General features: G+C 73.1%; 14 protein-coding genes. 13 read left to right on the top strand and 1 reads right to left on the bottom strand.

Annotated features, from left to right (window positions below; translation table 11 throughout):
- Positions 1 to 110: 110 nt before the first annotated feature.
- The 4 genes from ACIPLC_RS05440 (at position 111) to ftsH (ending at position 6,920) form a co-directional block, all read left to right on the top strand.
- The gene (locus ACIPLC_RS05440; RefSeq protein WP_400471323.1) at positions 111 to 2,534 is read left to right on the top strand and encodes a [protein-PII] uridylyltransferase; all 2,424 of its coding nucleotides are present in this window, start codon (positions 111 to 113) and stop codon (positions 2,532 to 2,534) included.
- A 188-nt stretch (positions 2,535 to 2,722) separates the two neighbouring features.
- A complete protein-coding gene (gene ffh, locus ACIPLC_RS05435; RefSeq protein WP_400471776.1) occupies positions 2,723 to 4,288 on the top strand; it encodes a signal recognition particle protein in 1,566 nt (521 codons plus the stop codon).
- Positions 4,289 to 4,347: 59 nt separating this feature from the next.
- Entirely contained in the window at positions 4,348 to 4,893 is a 546-nt protein-coding gene (locus ACIPLC_RS05430; RefSeq protein WP_400471321.1) for a GNAT family N-acetyltransferase, read from the top strand.
- Between the two features lie 83 nt (positions 4,894 to 4,976).
- Positions 4,977 to 6,920, top strand: a complete 1,944-nt coding sequence (gene ftsH / locus ACIPLC_RS05425; protein ID WP_400471319.1) for an ATP-dependent zinc metalloprotease FtsH — start codon at positions 4,977 to 4,979, stop codon at positions 6,918 to 6,920.
- 181 nt (positions 6,921 to 7,101) lie between these two features.
- Here the strand turns inward: ftsH and ACIPLC_RS05420 are convergent, their stop codons facing one another.
- Positions 7,102 to 7,926: a methyltransferase domain-containing protein gene (locus ACIPLC_RS05420; RefSeq protein ID WP_400471317.1), complete on the bottom strand. Its 825-nt coding sequence runs from the start codon at positions 7,924 to 7,926 to the stop codon at positions 7,102 to 7,104.
- Positions 7,927 to 8,177: 251 nt separating this feature from the next.
- Here ACIPLC_RS05420 and proS point away from each other — a divergent pair, with 251 nt between their 5' ends.
- The 9 genes from proS to lepB (ACIPLC_RS05375) all read left to right on the top strand — a co-directional run bounded on the left by proS (position 8,178) and on the right by lepB (ACIPLC_RS05375) (position 16,001).
- Complete coding sequence (gene proS / locus ACIPLC_RS05415) at positions 8,178 to 9,590, top strand: proline--tRNA ligase (protein WP_400471315.1); 1,413 nt, start codon at positions 8,178 to 8,180, stop codon at positions 9,588 to 9,590.
- Between the two features lie 397 nt (positions 9,591 to 9,987).
- The gene (locus ACIPLC_RS05410) at positions 9,988 to 10,566 is read left to right on the top strand and encodes a hypothetical protein (protein ID WP_063347677.1); all 579 of its coding nucleotides are present in this window, start codon (positions 9,988 to 9,990) and stop codon (positions 10,564 to 10,566) included.
- Between the two features lie 582 nt (positions 10,567 to 11,148).
- Positions 11,149 to 11,577 (top strand): 30S ribosomal protein S16, encoded by a 429-nt coding sequence (gene rpsP, locus ACIPLC_RS05405; protein ID WP_400471313.1) that lies wholly within the window; start codon positions 11,149 to 11,151, stop codon positions 11,575 to 11,577.
- Positions 11,578 to 11,579: 2 nt separating this feature from the next.
- A complete protein-coding gene (locus ACIPLC_RS05400; protein WP_030056773.1) occupies positions 11,580 to 11,819 on the top strand; it encodes an RNA-binding protein in 240 nt (79 codons plus the stop codon).
- A 129-nt stretch (positions 11,820 to 11,948) separates the two neighbouring features.
- A complete protein-coding gene (gene rimM, locus ACIPLC_RS05395) occupies positions 11,949 to 12,626 on the top strand; it encodes a ribosome maturation factor RimM (RefSeq protein ID WP_400471311.1) in 678 nt (225 codons plus the stop codon).
- Between the two features lie 35 nt (positions 12,627 to 12,661).
- The gene (gene trmD / locus ACIPLC_RS05390) at positions 12,662 to 13,480 is read left to right on the top strand and encodes a tRNA (guanosine(37)-N1)-methyltransferase TrmD (protein ID WP_400471774.1); all 819 of its coding nucleotides are present in this window, start codon (positions 12,662 to 12,664) and stop codon (positions 13,478 to 13,480) included.
- 154 nt (positions 13,481 to 13,634) lie between these two features.
- Positions 13,635 to 13,985, top strand: a complete 351-nt coding sequence (gene rplS, locus ACIPLC_RS05385) for a 50S ribosomal protein L19 (protein ID WP_030306736.1) — start codon at positions 13,635 to 13,637, stop codon at positions 13,983 to 13,985.
- 77 nt (positions 13,986 to 14,062) lie between these two features.
- Positions 14,063 to 14,977 (top strand): signal peptidase I, encoded by a 915-nt coding sequence (lepB, locus tag ACIPLC_RS05380; protein WP_400471309.1) that lies wholly within the window; start codon positions 14,063 to 14,065, stop codon positions 14,975 to 14,977.
- A 166-nt stretch (positions 14,978 to 15,143) separates the two neighbouring features.
- Positions 15,144 to 16,001 (top strand): signal peptidase I, encoded by an 858-nt coding sequence (gene lepB, locus ACIPLC_RS05375; RefSeq protein WP_400471307.1) that lies wholly within the window; start codon positions 15,144 to 15,146, stop codon positions 15,999 to 16,001.
- Positions 16,002 to 16,133: the final 132 nt, after the last annotated feature.

Here is a 16,133-nt window from a genome sequence, read left to right as displayed (position 1 = left end):
GCGGGTCCGCCGACGGCGTATCGGCGCCAGGCCGCCCACCGGCCCCGCACAGGCCGCCCGCAGGCCGTCCGGCGCCGCCCGCTCAACCGCACGACGGACGGGACCACGCCATGACCACCGAGACCAGTCCTTCCGACTACGGCGCCGCCCGGGCCGCGCTGCTCGCCGGCCCCGGACCGGCCGGGCGGCCCCGCCGCGCCGCGCTCGCCCGGCTCACCGACGACTGGCTGGCCGGCCTGCTCGCGGCCGCCGGCGGCCCGCCCGGCGTCGCGCTGGTCGCGGTCGGGGGCTACGGGCGCGGCGAACTGTCCCCGCGCAGCGACCTCGACGTCCTGCTGCTGCACGACGGCCGGCTCGCCCCCGACCTGCCCGAGCGGATCTGGTACCCGGTCTGGGACGCGGGCGCCGCGCTCGACCACTCGGTGCGCACCGTCGCCGAGGCCCGGTCCGTCGCCGCCGCCGACCTCAAGGCCCAGCTCGGCCTGCTGGACGCCCGCCACCTCGCCGGGGACCAGGCGCTCACGACCGCCCTGCGCTCCACCGTGCTCACCGACTGGCGCGCGAGCGCCCCCGCGCGCCTGCCGGAGCTGCGCGACCTCGGGCGGGAGCGGGCCGAGCGGCACGGCGAGCTGTCGTTCCTGCTGGAGCCCGACCTCAAGGAGGCCCGCGGCGGCCTGCGCGACGCCGTCGCGCTCAACGCCGTCGCCGCCACCTGGCTCGCCGACGCCCCCCGGGACGGCCTGGACGCCGCCGCGCTGCGGCTCGCCGACGTCCGCGACGCGCTGCACCTGGCCACCGGCCGGGCCACCGAGCGGCTCAGCCTCCAGGACCAGGAGCAGGTCGCCGAACGGCTCGGCGTGCTGGACGCCGACACCATGCTGCGCCAGGTCTACGAGGCCGCCCGCACCATCGCCTACGCGAGTGACGTCACCTGGCGGGCGGTGGACCGGGTGCTCGCCGCCCGGTCCGGCCGGGGCCGCCGGGCCGTCCGGCTGGCCTTCCCGTTCACCGGCGCCGGGCGCGGCGCGGGCGCGGTGGCCCGGGGCGCGGTCGCGCGCCGGCCGCTCGCCGAGGGCGTGGTCGAGCAGGACGGCGAGGCGGTGCTCGCGCAGGGCGCCCGCCCGGCCGCCGACCCGGTGCTGCCGCTGCGTGCCGCGGCCGCCGCCGCGCAGAACGGGCTCACCGTCTCGTATGCGACGGTGCGCCGGCTGGCCGCCGAGTGCCGCCCGCTGCCGGTGCCCTGGCCGGACGAGGCGCGCGAGCAACTGGTCACCCTGCTGGGCGCGGGCGAGGCGGCCGTCCCGGTGTGGGAGGCGCTGGAGGCGGAGGGCCTGATCACCCGGCTGCTGCCGGACTGGGAGCGGGTGCGCTGCCGTCCGCAGCGCAACGCCGTGCACCGCTGGACGGTGGACCGGCACCTGGTGGAGACGGCGGTGCGGGCCGCGGCGATGACCCGCCGGGTGGCCAGACCGGACCTCCTGCTGGTCGCCGCGCTGCTGCACGACATCGGCAAGGGCTGGCCCGGCGACCACAGCGAGGCCGGCGAGGTGATCGTCCGCGACGTCGCCGCCCGGATGGGCTTCGACCCCGAGGACACCGAGACCCTGGCGGTGCTGGTCCGCCACCACCTGACCCTGGTCGACACCGCGACCCGGCGGGACCCGGACGACCCGGCCACCGTCGAGGCGATCACCAAGGTGGTCGGCACCGCGGCGCAGCTGGAACTGCTGCACGTGCTCACCGAGGCGGACGCGCTGGCCACCGGCCCGGCCGCGTGGAGCGGCTGGCGGGCCTCGCTGGTGGACGGCCTGGCGGCCCGGGTCGCCGCCCGGCTGGCTGGCGCCGGGGCGGTGCCCGTGGAGGCCGCGGCGACCGCCGGGCAGGAACGGCTCGCGGTGGAGGCCGCCCGGACCGGCGGGCCCGCCCTGTCGCTGCTGGCGCAGTCCGAAGGGGCGGACCCGGGCGCCGAGCCGATGGGCGTCGAGCTGACCCTGGCCGTCCCGGACCGGCCCGGGCTGCTCGGCACCGTCGCCGGGGTGCTCGCGCTGCACCGGCTGGCCGTCCGCTCGGCCGGCCTGCGCGAGCTGGACCCGATCGGCGCGGGCCCGGTGCTGCTGCTGTCCTGGCGGGTGGCCGCCGAGTTCGGCGAGCTGCCGGAGGCCGCCCGGTTGCGGGCCGACCTGCGTCGGGCGCTGGACGGCTCGCTGGACGTCGCGCGCCGGCTGGCCGAGCGGGACGCCGCCGCGCCGCGCCGCCGGGGCATCCCCACGCCGCCGCCGGTGGTCGCGGTGGCGCCCGCGGTGGCCTCGGCGACCGCGACCGTCCTGGAGGTCCGCGCGCACGACGCCCCGGGACTGCTGCACCGGATCGGCCGGGCGCTGGACGGGGCGGGCGTCCGGGTGCGGACCGCGCACGTCTCGACGCTGGGCGCGGAGGCCGTCGACTCCTTCTACCTGACCGACGAGGCGGGCCGGCCGCTCGCCGCCGGGCGGGCCGGGGAAGTGGCGGCGGCGGTCCGGGCGGCGTTGGGCTGAGGCCGGCCGGGGGCCGCAGGGGGCCGTAGGGGGCTGCCCGGGGTCTGCTCCGGGGTCTGCTCCGGGGTCTGCTCCGGGGTCTGCTCCGAGGTCGTGGCAACCCGGGTGGAGACCGTACCCGGGGCGGCCGGATACCCTGGGGGGCGACGACCGTACCGATACCGATGCCGCAGAGGACCCGCGACGACGTGTTCGACACTCTTTCCGATCGCCTCGCAGCGACGTTCAAGAACCTCCGGGGCAAGGGCCGCCTGAGCGAGGCGGACATTGATGCCACCGCCCGCGAGATCCGCATCGCGCTGCTGGAGGCGGACGTCGCGCTGCCGGTCGTGCGGGCCTTCATCAAGCAGGTCAAGGAGCGGGCGCTCGGCGTCGAGGTCTCGGGCGCGCTCAACCCCGCGCAGCAGATCATCAAGATCGTCAACGAGGAGCTCATCGCGATCCTCGGTGGCGAGACCCGCCGGGTCCGGTTCGCCAAGAACGGCCCGACGGTGATCATGCTCGCCGGCCTCCAGGGTGCCGGTAAGACCACCCTCGCGGGCAAGCTCGGCCACTGGCTGAAGAGCCAGAAGCACACCCCGCTGCTGGTCGCCTGCGACCTCCAGCGGCCCAACGCCGTCAACCAGCTCCAGGTGGTCGCCGACCGCGCCGGCGTGGCCTTCTACGGCCCGCAGCCGGGCAACGGCGTCGGCGACCCGGTGCAGGTGGCCAAGGACTCGATCGAGTACGCCAAGCAGAAGCAGTACGACGTCGTCGTCGTCGACACCGCCGGACGCCTGGGCATCGACGCCGAGCTGATGCAGCAGGCCGCGGACATCCGCGCCGCGGTCGACCCGGACGAGGTCCTGTTCGTCGTCGACGCGATGATCGGCCAGGACGCGGTCACCACCGCGCAGGCCTTCCTCGACGGCGTCGACTTCACCGGTGTCGTGCTCTCCAAGCTCGACGGCGACGCCCGCGGCGGTGCCGCCCTGTCGGTCGCGCACGTCACCGGCCGGCAGATCATGTTCGCCTCCAACGGCGAGAAGGTCGACGACTTCGACGCCTTCCACCCCGACCGGATGGCCTCGCGCATCCTCGGCATGGGTGACGTCCTCTCGCTGATCGAGAAGGCCGAGCAGACCTTCTCGCAGGAGGAGGCCGAGAAGATCGCCGCCAAGCTGCGCGGCGGTCCGAAGGCGTTCACCCTGGACGACTTCCTGTCGCAGCTGGAGCAGGTCCAGAAGATGGGCTCGATCTCCAAGCTGCTGGGGATGCTGCCCGGGATGGGCCAGATCCGCGACCAGATCAACAACATCGACGACAAGGACGTCAACCGGGTCGGCGCGATCATCAAGTCGATGACGCCGGGCGAGCGCGCCGAGCCGGAGCTGATCAACGGCTCCCGCCGCGCCCGCATCGCCAAGGGCTCGGGCGTCCAGGTCGGCGAGGTGAAGAACCTGGTCGAGCGGTTCTTCGACGCCCGCAAGATGATGTCCGCGATGGCCTCCGGCAAGGGCGTGCCCGGCATGCCGGGGATCCCGGGCATGGGCGGCGGCGCCAAGAAGTCCGGGAAGAAGGCCCCGCAGGCCAAGGGCAAGCGCAAGAGCGGCAACCCGCTCAAGCGCGCGCAGGAGGAGGCCGCGGCCGCCCAGCGCCGCGCGCTCGGCCCGGGCGGCGACCAGGAGCCTGCCGGCGGCGGCGCGTTCGGCCTCGGCGCGGGCAAGGGCCCGGCCGACTTCGAGCTGCCCAAGGAGTTCAAGGACCTGCTGTAGGCCGGTCCGTCGTTCGAGCGGCCCGCCGTCCGGGATCTTCCGGGCGGCGGGCCGCTCGCATGCCCGATGATGGTGGCGTGCGAGTGACGATCAGGGCCCCGCGGGCCGAGGACAAGGACATGTACGCCGAGGCGGTCCGACGGTCCGCCGACCACATCGGGCGGTGGAACCCGGTCGAGCCGGACGGGCTGGCCGAACTGCTGGACCGCCAGGGGCCGGGCCTGCGCACCTTCCTGATCGTCGACCGGGACACCGGCGGGCTGGTCGGCAAGGTGAACGTCGCCAACATCGTGATGGGCCGGTTCTGCAACGGCGCGCTGGGCTACGACGCGTACCTGCCGTTCGCCGGCACCGGACGGATGACGGAGGGGCTGCGGCTGGTCCTGGACCGCTGCTTCGCCCCGCAGTCGGCCGGCGGGCTGGGCCTGCACCGGCTGGAGATCAACGTGCAGCCGGACAACGAGCGGTCGGTCGCGATGGCCGAGCGGCTGGGCTTCCGGCACGAGGGCTTCACCCCCCGGATGCTGTTCCTCCAGGGCGACTGGCGGGACCACGAGCGGTTCGCGCTGACCGCCGAGGAGTGGCCGGGCTCCTCCGGGGCGTAGGGAGCCATCGCGGCCGGTCAGGGGCGTCCTCGGCGCGGCGTTGCGGGTGGCTCGCCCGAGCCCGCGTCCGTATCGTCCGATGGGTGACCGAACCCGTGCCGCCGCGCCAGACCCCCGACCAGCCCTGGCGGTCCGAGGGCGCCCCGCCCCCGCCGCCGCCCCGCCGCCGGATGCCCGGCGGCTGGATGGGCCTCGCCCTCACCGCGCTCGTGGTGTTCCTGATCTCCGACCTGCTGCTGTCCTTCTTCGGCAACGCCGGTGCCACCACGATCTCCTACACCGAGTTCAACGACCAGCTGAACAAGGGCAACATCACCAAGATCTACTCCAAGGGCGACGCGATCGAGGGCACCCTCAAGAGCGCCCAGTCCAAACCGGACGGCGGCAAGGGCGACTACACCGACTTCGCCACCCAGCGGCCGTCCTTCGCCAACGACAACCTGTGGACCACGCTGCAGCAGCAGGGCGTCGAGGTCACCGCCACGTCCCCGGTGGTCCAGCAGCGCAGCTTCCTCGCCAACCTGCTGATCTCGCTGGCCCCCATGGTGCTGCTGATCCTGATCTGGGTGCTGATCGCCCGCCGGATGGCCGGCGGCCTGGGCGCCGGCGCGCTCGGCCGCAAGGCCCCGCCCAAGCCGGTCACCGCCGACCAGGGCAAGCGCACCACCTTCGCCGATGTGGCCGGCATCGACGAGGTCGAGGCCGAACTCGCCGAGGTGGTCGACTTCCTGAAGAACCCGCAGCAGTACCGCAGGCTCGGCGCCAAGATGCCGCGCGGCGTGTTGCTGAGCGGTCCGCCCGGGACGGGCAAGACCCTGCTCGCCCGGGCCGTCGCCGGCGAGGCGGACGTGCCGTTCTTCTCCGCCTCCGCCTCCGAGTTCATCGAGATGATCGTCGGCGTCGGCGCCAGCCGGGTCCGCGAACTGTTCGCCGAGGCCCGCAAGGTCGCCCCGGCGATCATCTTCATCGACGAGATCGACACCATCGGCCGCCAGCGCGGCGCGGGCGGCGGCATGGGCGGGCACGACGAGCGCGAGCAGACGCTCAACCAGATCCTCACCGAGATGGACGGTTTCACCGGCTCCGAGGGCGTCATCGTGATCGCCGCGACCAACCGCGCGGACGTGCTCGACCCGGCGCTGCTGCGCCCCGGCCGGTTCGACCGGCGGATCACCGTCAGCCCGCCGGACCGGGACGGCCGCGCCGCCATCCTGCGCATCCACACCCGGACCGTCCCGCTGGCCGGCGACGCCGACCTCACCCGGCTGGCCAAGGTCACCCCCGGGATGACCGGCGCCGAACTCGCCAACCTGGTCAACGAGGCCGCCCTGCTGGCCGTCAAGCGCAAGCAGGACGCGGTGAACGAGCGGGACCTCTCGGACGCCCTGGAGAAGGTCCAGCTCGGCGCCGTCCGGCCGCTGGTGATGCCGCAGGAGGAGCGCGAGCGGACGGCCTACCACGAGAGCGGGCACGCGCTGCTGGGCATGCTGCAGCCCGGCGCCGACCCCGTCCGCAAGATCACCATCGTGCCGCGCGGCCGGGCGCTCGGCGTCACCCTCTCCACCCCGGAGAACGACCGCTACTCCTACACCGAGCCCTACCTGCGCGGCCGGATCATCGGCGCGCTCGGCGGGATGGCGGCCGAGCAGGTGGTCTACGGGGTGATCACCACCGGTGCGGAGAGCGACCTGGAGCAGGTCACCAACATCGCCCGCGGGATGGCCGGCCGGTGGGGGATGAGCGAGCGGGTCGGCCGGTTGACCGCGGTGCCCGCCGACCCGCAGGGCGCCTACGGGCTCTCCGCCGCGCCGACCACCCTCGACGCGGTGGACGAGGAGGCCCGGCGGATCGTCGCCGAGTGCTACGAGGACGCGGTGCGGCTGCTGACCGAGGAGCGGGCCCGGCTGGACGCGCTGGCGGCGGCGCTGCTGGAGGCGGAGACGCTGGACGAGGAGCAGGCGTACCGGGCGGCCGGGGTGCCGCGGAAGGGCTCCGCCTCCGACGGGAAGTCGCTCGACCAGGCGTGAACCGGTCGGCCGGGGGCGCTCGCCGTGATGGCGGGCGCCCTCGGTTTCGTCGGTGCCGGTTTCGTCGCTGCCCGTTCCGGTGCTGCCGGTTCCGTCGCTCTCGGTCTTGTCGCCGCCCGGGGCCGTTCCGGTCGCTGTCGCTGTCGCTGTCGCTGTCGCTGCCGGGGCCGGTCGGCCGCCGCTACCGCGGTCGTTCGGCGACCAGGTAGCGGAAGACGTTCTCCATCCGGACCGAGCCGTCCGCGCGCAGGTACGGCTGCAGCGCCTCCTCCAGCTCCTTGGCCACCAGCGACGCGCCGGAGAACTCCTCGGCCGCCTCGAACAGGCCGGTGGAGAGCAGGCCGCGCACCGCGCTGTCCAGGTCCGCGTAGGCGAACGGGCAGCTCACCCGCCCGCTGCCGGCCGGGCGCAGGCCGGCCGGGGCGAGCAGGTCCTCCAACGTGCCGGGCGTGCTCAGCTCGAACGGGTCGCGCGCGGTGGTCCGGCCCGCCCGTCGACGCGCCACGTCCAGCACCGGGGCGCTCTCGCAGCGCTCCGGCGGGCCCCAGGCGGCCAGCACCACGTGCCCGCCCGGGAGGGTCAGCCGGGCGGCCTCGACGACCACCGGGCCCGGCTCGGCGCAACCGGGCAACTGCTCGAAGACCGTCACCAGCGAATGGGCCGAGCGGGGGACGGCGGCGGTCGGCCGGGCGCCCGCGCACACCCGCAGCCGGCGGGCGCGGGCCAGCTCGCGCAGCTCGTCCCGCGGCTCCTGGCCGGTGACCTGGGCGCCGCGCCCGGCGGCGAGCAGCAGTGCCAGTCCGGACCGGCAGCCCAGGCCCAGCACGCTGGTCGCCGGGCCGACCTCCAGCCGGTCGTGGACCGCCTCGTAGAGCGGTACCAGCATGCGCTCCTGGATCTCCGCCCAGTCGCGCGCCCGCGCGGGCCGCGCCGTCCCGGGCTGCGGGTGGTGCGGTCGTGCGCCTGTCGGTCGTACGGTCGTGCCGGTCGTCCGAGCTGAAGCCATCGCGGCCTCCCATCCGGTCCTTCGGTGTGCTGCTACGGCTCCCCCAAAGTCCCGCCCCACTCCAGCGAACAGCGGGTCGGGCCCGGCGTCCAGAGGGGTGCAGGGTGGTGCGCGCGTGTCACGGTCGTGCGCCCCCTGCGGTCGGCGGGTACCCCCGCCTGCCGCTGGCAGGTGCGGTGGTCGTCCGTCCGGCGGGCGCGGGGGTGTTGTCGATTCGAAGTCAGGGGGCCGTGCCCCGTACCATTCGGGCCATGGCTAAGGCACCCGTTCTCACCCCTCAGGCGGAAGACTTCCCGCGCTGGTACCAGGACCTCATCAACAAGGCCGAGCTGGCCGACAACGGTCCGGTGCGCGGCACCATGGTCATCCGACCGTACGGCTACGGCCTGTGGGAGCGGATGCAGCAGGAGATGGACGCGCGGATCAAGAAGGCCGGCGCGCAGAACGCCTACTTCCCGATGTTCATCCCGCAGTCCTACCTGACCAAGGAGGCCGAGCACGTCGAGGGCTTCGCCCCCGAGCTCGCGGTGGTCACCCACGGCGGCGGCAAGCAGCTCGACGAGCCGGTCGTCGTCCGGCCCACCTCCGAGACGATCATCAACGAGTACTTCTCGAAGTGGGTGCAGAGCCATCGCGACCTGCCCCTGCTGATCAACCAGTGGGCCAACGTGGTCCGTTGGGAGCTGCGCCCGCGCGTCTTCCTGCGCACCACCGAGTTCCTCTGGCAGGAGGGCCACACCGCCCACGCCACCTACGAAGACGCCCGCGCGTACGCGTCGATGATCCACACCCAGGTCTACGGCGACTTCATGACGAACGTGCTCGGCATCGACGTCGTGCTCGGCCGCAAGACCGCCAAGGAGCGTTTCGCCGGCGCCATCAACACCCTCACCCTGGAGGGCATGATGGGCGACGGCAAGGCGTTGCAGATGGGCACCAGCCACGAGCTGGGCCAGAACTTCGCCAAGGCGTTCAACACGACCTACCAGCTCCAGGGCGCCGAGCGCGAGTACGTCTGGCAGACCTCCTGGGGCGTCTCGACCCGCATGGTCGGCGGCCTGATCATGTCCCACGGCGACGACAACGGCCTGCGGGTGCCCCCGCGACTGGCCGCCGTCCAGGCCGTCGTGCTCGCCATCAAGGGCGACGACGCGGTCATCGCCAAGGTGCGCGAGATCGGCGCCACGCTGGAGGCCGCCGGCGTCCGGGTGGTCGTCGACGACCGCACCGACACCCCGTTCGGCCGCCGCGCGGTGGACTGGGAGCTCAAGGGCGTGCCGCTGCGCATCGAGGTCGGCCCGCGCGACCTCGAGAACGGCACCGCGATGCTGGCCCGCCGGATCCCCGGCGGCAAGGAGCCCGTCTCCATCGACGCGCTGGCCGCGCTGGTCCCGGGCATCCTGGAGGAGGACCAGGCGCTGCTGCTGCGCCAGTCCCGCGAGCGCCGCGAGGCCCGTACCGTCGACGTCAAGACCCTCGACGAGGCCGTCGAGGCCGCCGCGACCGGCTGGGGCCGGATCTCGTGGGCCGACCTCGGCCCGGAGGGCGAGGCCAAGCTGGCCGAGCAGGGCGTTTCGGTGCGCTGCATCGTCGCGGCCGACGGCTCGGTGCCGCTGGCGGATGACCAGGACGGCAATATCGCGATCGTCGCCCGCGCGTACTGATGACTGTTACCGGCAAGTAATGACTGTTACCGGCGACATTTGCCCGGAATGCGGATGAGTAAGAATCCGGTAACCGTCCGAGGTGCACCCCGGCCGCGGACATCCCTACTGGCCGGTCAACTGCCGGTATTAACGCAATAGCGGTACGGTGTACGGCCCGTGGCCCTGTCAACTCGACGGGTCCACGGGCCGTACGTCCAGGGGCGACAGCCCGCCCCCGGACGGAATTCACGAGGCCCGCCGAGCTGCGGCGGGCCGAAACCGGCAGGGGGTTGGTCTTGCGTCAGATCCGGAACGCGCAATTCGCGCGCGACCATGCATTCCTGGGAGTTCCCTGGGAATTCCCGGAGAACGAGAACATGCGGAACGTCGGCTCGCACTCCATCGTTGGCCTAGCGTGAGCACGACACAGCCCCTCGTCCTCGCGGCCGAACTGGCCGCCGCCTGGAGTGACATCCAGGCCCATCACCAGGACCTCCCCGACCTGGCCTCGCCCGAGGCCCTGATCGGCGAATCCTCCTCGGCCTGTGGCACCCGGCTCGGTTTCGAGCGGCTCCTCCACGAGGCTGCCCACGGTCTGGCCGCGGCCCGGGACATCCGGGACACCTCGCGAGCCGGCCGCTACCACAACCGGCGCTTCCTGCTGCTCGCCTCCGAGCTCGGCCTGGCGCACCCGGTGGAACCGCACGCAAGCAGCGGCTTCTCCCAGGTGACCATGCTCAAGGAGACCCAGGAGCGCTACGCGGAGACCATCGAGCGACTGGACCGTGCCCTCGGCGCGCACCAGGAGGCAGTGGCCGGCGACGGTACGACGCGGGCCTTCCGCGGTCCGGCCGCCCGGCACGGCTCCTCCGGGGGCGGCGTCCGGGTCAAGGCGGTGTGCGGCTGCGGACGGAACGTCCGGGTCGTGCCGTCGGTGCTCGCCCAGGCGTCCATCGTCTGCGGCGCGTGCCAGCAGCCGTTCAAGATCTCGTGACCGATCGGTCCGCCGGGACACCGGAGGGCCGGACGGTTGTCGGATCGGACGGCCGGTGCGCTGGGCGACCGTTGAAGCGGGCGACCGGTGCGTCGGATGACCGTTGCGCCGGGCGACCGGTGCGGCGGAGGACTGTGGGACCGGAAGATCGTTAGACCGGAACACCAGAAGACGGGGAAGGCCGGCGGACGGCTGTGCGGGCAGCGGATCCGGCCGGAGCGAGCGGTACATCGGTGAGTCTGTGGGCGGACCGGGAGCGAGGGCTCCCGGTCGCGCCTTGTGGACAGGCCTGCGAACGGGCCTGCGAACGGGCCTGCGGAGGCGGTCGGGGGGCGGCCTCCGGAGGGCCGGGGTGCGGTCGGGACACGGTCGGGACATGGCCAGGACGCGGTCGGGATGCGTCCTGCGAATGGCCGAGCGAAGGCGGTTCGCGCCGGTATGGCACAATGGACAGCTGAGTACTCGGCAGCCGAGCAGGACCCCTCTCTCCTACGGCTGGCGTGTCCCTTGAACGGCCCACGGCGCAACCCCACGCGTCGGTACGGCCGCTCACCCACGTCAACACCAGGAGAATCCACTCCCGTGGCAGTCAAGATCAAGCTGAAGCGTCTCGGCAAGATTCGCTCCCCGCACTACCGCATCGTCGTCGCCGACTCGCGCACCAAGCGTGACGGTCGCGCGATCGAGGAGATCGGCATCTACCAGCCGACCTACAACCCCTCGAAGATCGAGGTCGACACCGACCGCGCTCAGTACTGGCTGTCCGTCGGCGCCCAGCCGACCGAGCCCGTGCTCGCCATCCTCAAGCTGACCGGCGACTGGCAGAAGTTCAAGGGCCTGCCGGCCCCGGCGCCGCTGCTGGTCGCCGAGCCCAAGGTCGAGGACTTCTCGCACCTGTTCGCGAAGGCCGTCGCCGGCTTCGAGGACGCCACCACCGGTGTTGCCATCACCCCGAAGGCCAAGAAGTCGGACAAGGTCGAGGCTGAGGCCGACGCCGCCGTCGAGGCCTGAGCGTGATCGAGGACGCCCTCGACCACTTGGTGAAGGGCATCGTCGAGCACCCCGACGAGGTGCAGGTGCGCTCGCGCAACCTGCGTCGGGGCAACACCATCGAGGTGCGAGTGCACCCCGATGACCTCGGCAAGGTGATCGGCCGGGGTGGCCGTACGGCGCGCGCACTGCGCACCGTGGTCGGCGCCCTCGGCGGTCGCAACGTCCGGGTCGACCTAGTCGACGTGGACAACATTCGCTGACAGCGCTGCTCGTTCAGCCGTCAGGGCTTGTGAGGCCGGCCGGGACGCATGTCGTCCCGGTCGGCCTTTTCGCGTTTCTCGCGCTTTTCGCATTCCGTCCCGCTTAGGAACTCCAGGAGAACGATCACCGTGCAGCTCGTCGTCGGCAAGATCGGCCGCGCCCACGGCATCAGGGGGGACGTCAGCGTCGAGGTCCGCACCGACGAGCCGGAGCTCCGGCTCGGCCCCGGTGCCGTCCTGTTCACCGACCCCGCGTCGGTGGGACCGCTGACCATCGAGTCCGGCAAGGTGCACAGCGGCCGGCTGCTGCTGCGCTTCGCCGGCGTCAAGGACCGCAACGCGGCGGAGGCGCTGCGGGGCACCCTACTCATCTCCGAGGTCGACCCCGAGGAGCGTCCCGAGGACCCGGAGGAGTTCTACGACCACCAGCTGATCGGCCTGGACGTGGTGCTGCTCGACGGCACCTTCGTCGGCGAGCTGACCGAGGTCGTCCACCTGCCGTACCAGGACCTGCTCACGGTGAAGAAGGCCGACGGGACGGAGGTGCTGGTGCCCTTCGTCAGCCAGATCGTGCCGACCATCGACCTGGAGAACCAGCGCGCCGTGATCACCCCGCCGGTCGGGCTGATCGACCTGGAGCAGGCCGAGGTCGCCCGTGGCGCCTCCGCCGAGGGCGAGGGCGCTGAGGACATCGAGGGCGCTGAGGACATCGAGGGCGCTGAGGACACCGAGGGCGCTGAGGGTGTCGACGGCGCTGAGGGCGCTGAGGGCGCGGACCGTGCCAAGGGTGCGGGAGAGTCGGAGTGACCGTGGAGGAGGGCGTCGCGCCGGTCCAGAACGGGATGCGGATCGACGTCGTCTCGATCTTCCCCGAGTACCTGGAACCGCTGAACATCTCGCTGGTCGGCAAGGCCCGCTCCCGCGGCCAGCTGGACGTGCACGTCCACGACCTGCGCGAGTGGACCCACGACGTGCACCGGACGGTGGACGACAGCCCGTACGGCGGCGGCCCCGGCATGGTGATGAAGCCCGAGCCGTGGGGCGAGGCGCTGGACGCGGTGGTCGCCCGCGGGCCCGAGGGCCAGTTGCCGACGCTCGTCGTCCCCACCCCCAGCGGGCGGCCGTTCACGCAGGAACTCGCCCAGGAACTGGCGAGCCGCCCCTGGCTGGCGTTCACCCCCGCCCGGTACGAGGGCATCGACCGGCGGGTCATCGAGGAGGCGGCCACCCGGATGCCGGTGGTCGAGGCCTCCATCGGCGACTACGTGCTGGCCGGCGGCGAGGTCGCCGTGCTGGTGATGGTCGAGGCGATCGCCCGGCTGCTGCCCGGGGTGCTCGGCAACGCCGAGTCCCACCGGGACGACTCCTTCGCGCCCGGCGCCATGGCCGACCTGCTGGAGGGCCCGGTCTACACCAAGCCCGCCGAGTGGCGCGGTCGGACGGTGCCGGACGTGCTGCTCAGCGGCAACCACGGCCGGATCGCCCGCTGGCGGCGGGAGCAGGCCTTCGCCCGGACCCTGTCGAACCGCTCCGACCTGGTCGAGCGCTGGCGCTACGGCGCCTTCGACAAGAAGGACCGGGAGGCGCTCAGCGTTCTCGGCCTGGCCTGGGACGAGGAGCTCGGCCGATTTCGGTCCGTGGCCGGTGGTGTGGAAGAATAGGCCGCTGCTGTCTGTTGCTGGGCCCCCTTCGTAGGGGTCACGTGGACCGGCGTCCCCGCCACGGGGGGATCGTCGTCAGCCGATGCGGCCCGCAGCAAACCCCATTGTGACGAACTTCCGTGGGCGGCCCGTGGCGCCTGCGATGGAGAGCAACATGAGCAACAAGCTCGCTGCTGTCGACGCGGCCTCGCTGCGTAGCGACATCCCGGCCTTCCGCGCCGGTGACACCCTGAAGGTCCACGTCCGGGTCATCGAGGGCAACCGCTCCCGTGTCCAGGTCTTCCAGGGCGTCGTCATCCGCCGCCACGGCGCCGGCATCGGTGAGACCTTCACCGTTCGCAAGGTCAGCTTCAACGTCGGCGTGGAGCGCACCTTCCCGGTGCACACCCCGGTCGTCGAGAAGATCGAGGTCGTGACCCGCGGTGCGGTTCGCCGCGCCAAGCTGTACTACCTGCGTGACCTCCGCGGCAAGGCCGCGAAGATCAAGGAGAAGCGCGACCGCTGATCCACCGGCTCCCGGCCTCGCCGGGGGATCGGATCGCTCTGAGGAGCCGGGCCACCGCACGGTAAGCTCAGCGCCCGATGAGCACGCACGAACCACCCGCGGACCGCGACGGCAGTCCCGCACCCACCGGTGCGGACTCGCTGTCGCGGTCCGCGGTCGTTTCCGGGGCCGTTTCGGGGCCTGCTCCGGGTGGGCAGAAGCCTGACCCCGGTGGGGAGCCGCGGGCGGAGGCCGAGGGCGCATCGGAGGGCGAGGACGAGCCGGCGGGCGAGGTCACGTCCGAGGACGAGACCGCACTGGAGGACGAGGATCCGGGCCACTCGCGCTCGCGGGACCTGCTGCTGCTCGTGGGGATCTGCCTGCTGGCCCTGCTGCTGGTGAACGCCTTCGTCGCGCGCCCGTTCTCGGTGCCGTCCGGGTCGATGGAGGGCACCCTGCGCCCGGGCGACCGGCTGATCGCGAACCAGCTCGCCTATGCCTTCGGCGGTCACCCCCAGCGGGGCGACGTCGTGGTCTTCGACGGGACGGGCTCCTTCCTGCCGGAGTCGGGCGGGCCGGCCGGCTTCTGGGACGGGCTGAGCTCGCTCGGCCGGGGCCTCGGGCTGGCCCCGGCCGGGAACACGGTCTACGTCAAACGGGTGATCGGCATCGGCGGGGACCGGGTGACCAGCACCGGCCCGGGCGGGCGGATCACCGTCAACGGGGTGCCGGTCGACGAATCCTCCTACCTGGCCCCGGGGGACCAGCCGTCGAGCGTGGCCTTCGACGTGGTGGTGCCGACCGGCAAGCTCTGGGTGATGGGGGACCACCGCATCGCCTCCCGCGACTCGCGCGACCACCTCGGTGAGCCCGGCGGCGGCTTCGTGCCCGAGAGCAGGGTGATCGGCCGGGCGGACTGGGTGGTCTACCCGTTCTCGCGCTGGACCGACCTGGACCGGCCGGCGGCCTTCGCCGCGACTGCGGGGACGGGCGGTCATGGGGAGCAGGGGTAGCAGAGGCAGGGGCCGGCTGGCGGACCGCCCGGTTCCGGAGCCGGACGCCGGCGGACCGGCAGGCGTCGGAGCCGCAGGTGTCGCACCTGTGGACGTCGGATCCGCGAGTGCCGGATCCGACGGTGCTGGGCCAGGGGACGCCGCCCCCGGGGGTGCGGGTCCAGCCGTGGTTCTGCCGGTCCGGGGCCGGGCCGATCGCCGTCGCAGCGCCCGCCGTGCGGCCCGGCGACGCAAGCGGTCGCTGCTGCGCGAGTTCCCGCTGATCATCCTGGTGGCGCTGCTGGTCGCGCTGGTGATGAAGACCTTCCTGCTCCAGGTGTTCGTGATCCCTTCGGGTTCGATGGAGCAGACCATCCAGGTCGGGGACCGGGTGCTGGTGGACAAGCTGACCCCCTGGTTCGGCAGTGAGCCGCAGCGCGGCGACGTGGTGGTGTTCAAGGACCCGGGCGGCTGGCTGGACAACGACCGCAAGCCGTCCGACGACGGTCCGGTGCTGGGGGCGGCCAAGCAGGTCCTCACCTTCGTCGGGCTGCTGCCGTCGGACAGCGAGCAGGACTTGATCAAGCGGGTCATCGGCGTCGGCGGGGACACCGTGGAGTGCTGCGACGCGCAGGGCCGGTTGAGCGTCAACGGCACGCCGGTGGACGAGCCGTACCTCGCGCCCGCCAACCCGCCGTCCCGGCAGCCCTTCAAGGTGCAGGTGCCGCAGGGCCGGCTCTGGGTCATGGGCGACCACCGGGACGTGTCCGCCGACTCCCGCTACCACATGGGGAATCCGGGGCAGGGGACCATCCCGTTGAGCGGTGTGGTCGGTCGGGCCTTCGTGACCGCCTGGCCGCTGGACCGCTTCCATCAACTCGACGTGCCGAGTTCACTCTCCTCGTTGGCGCGGGCTCCGCAGGCGCGCGGAACTGTGCCGGAATCCGTGGGCATTGGGCCGGTTCCGATGGAACCTCCGCTCGTTATGGGTGTGTTGGGCATCCTTCCGGTCGTCGTTCGCCGGCCAGGGCGGCCGCCAGAGTGAGCCGGGCCGGGCGTCTCGCGGCCGGGCCGCGCGCGTGGGACCGCGAGCCGGATGCCTTGGAGTGATAGAGAAGTGCAGGTGCGGCCGGGAGGTCCCGGTCGTGCGCCAAGGCTGTGCTGGTGTCAGGGGAGC

Source organism: Kitasatospora sp. NPDC086801 (genome assembly GCF_044745805.1).
Lineage (GTDB): Bacteria > Actinomycetota > Actinomycetes > Streptomycetales > Streptomycetaceae > Kitasatospora.
This window is presented reverse-complemented; position numbering and strand designations above follow the sequence as displayed.

Excerpts from the sequence above, each read along its gene's own strand:
- ACIPLC_RS05440 (WP_400471323.1), top strand. The coding sequence starts at position 111 with ATGACCACCGAGACCAGTCCTTCCGACTACGGCGCCGCCCGGGCCGCG.
- ACIPLC_RS05430 (WP_400471321.1), top strand. The coding sequence starts at position 4,348 with ATGCCCGATGATGGTGGCGTGCGAGTGACGATCAGGGCCCCGCGGGCC.
- ACIPLC_RS05420 (WP_400471317.1), bottom strand. The coding sequence starts at position 7,926 with ATGGCTTCAGCTCGGACGACCGGCACGACCGTACGACCGACAGGCGCA.
- proS (WP_400471315.1), top strand. The coding sequence starts at position 8,178 with ATGGCTAAGGCACCCGTTCTCACCCCTCAGGCGGAAGACTTCCCGCGC.
- trmD (WP_400471774.1), top strand. The coding sequence starts at position 12,662 with ATGCGGATCGACGTCGTCTCGATCTTCCCCGAGTACCTGGAACCGCTG.
- rplS (WP_030306736.1), top strand. The coding sequence starts at position 13,635 with ATGAGCAACAAGCTCGCTGCTGTCGACGCGGCCTCGCTGCGTAGCGAC.
- lepB (WP_400471309.1), top strand. The coding sequence starts at position 14,063 with ATGAGCACGCACGAACCACCCGCGGACCGCGACGGCAGTCCCGCACCC.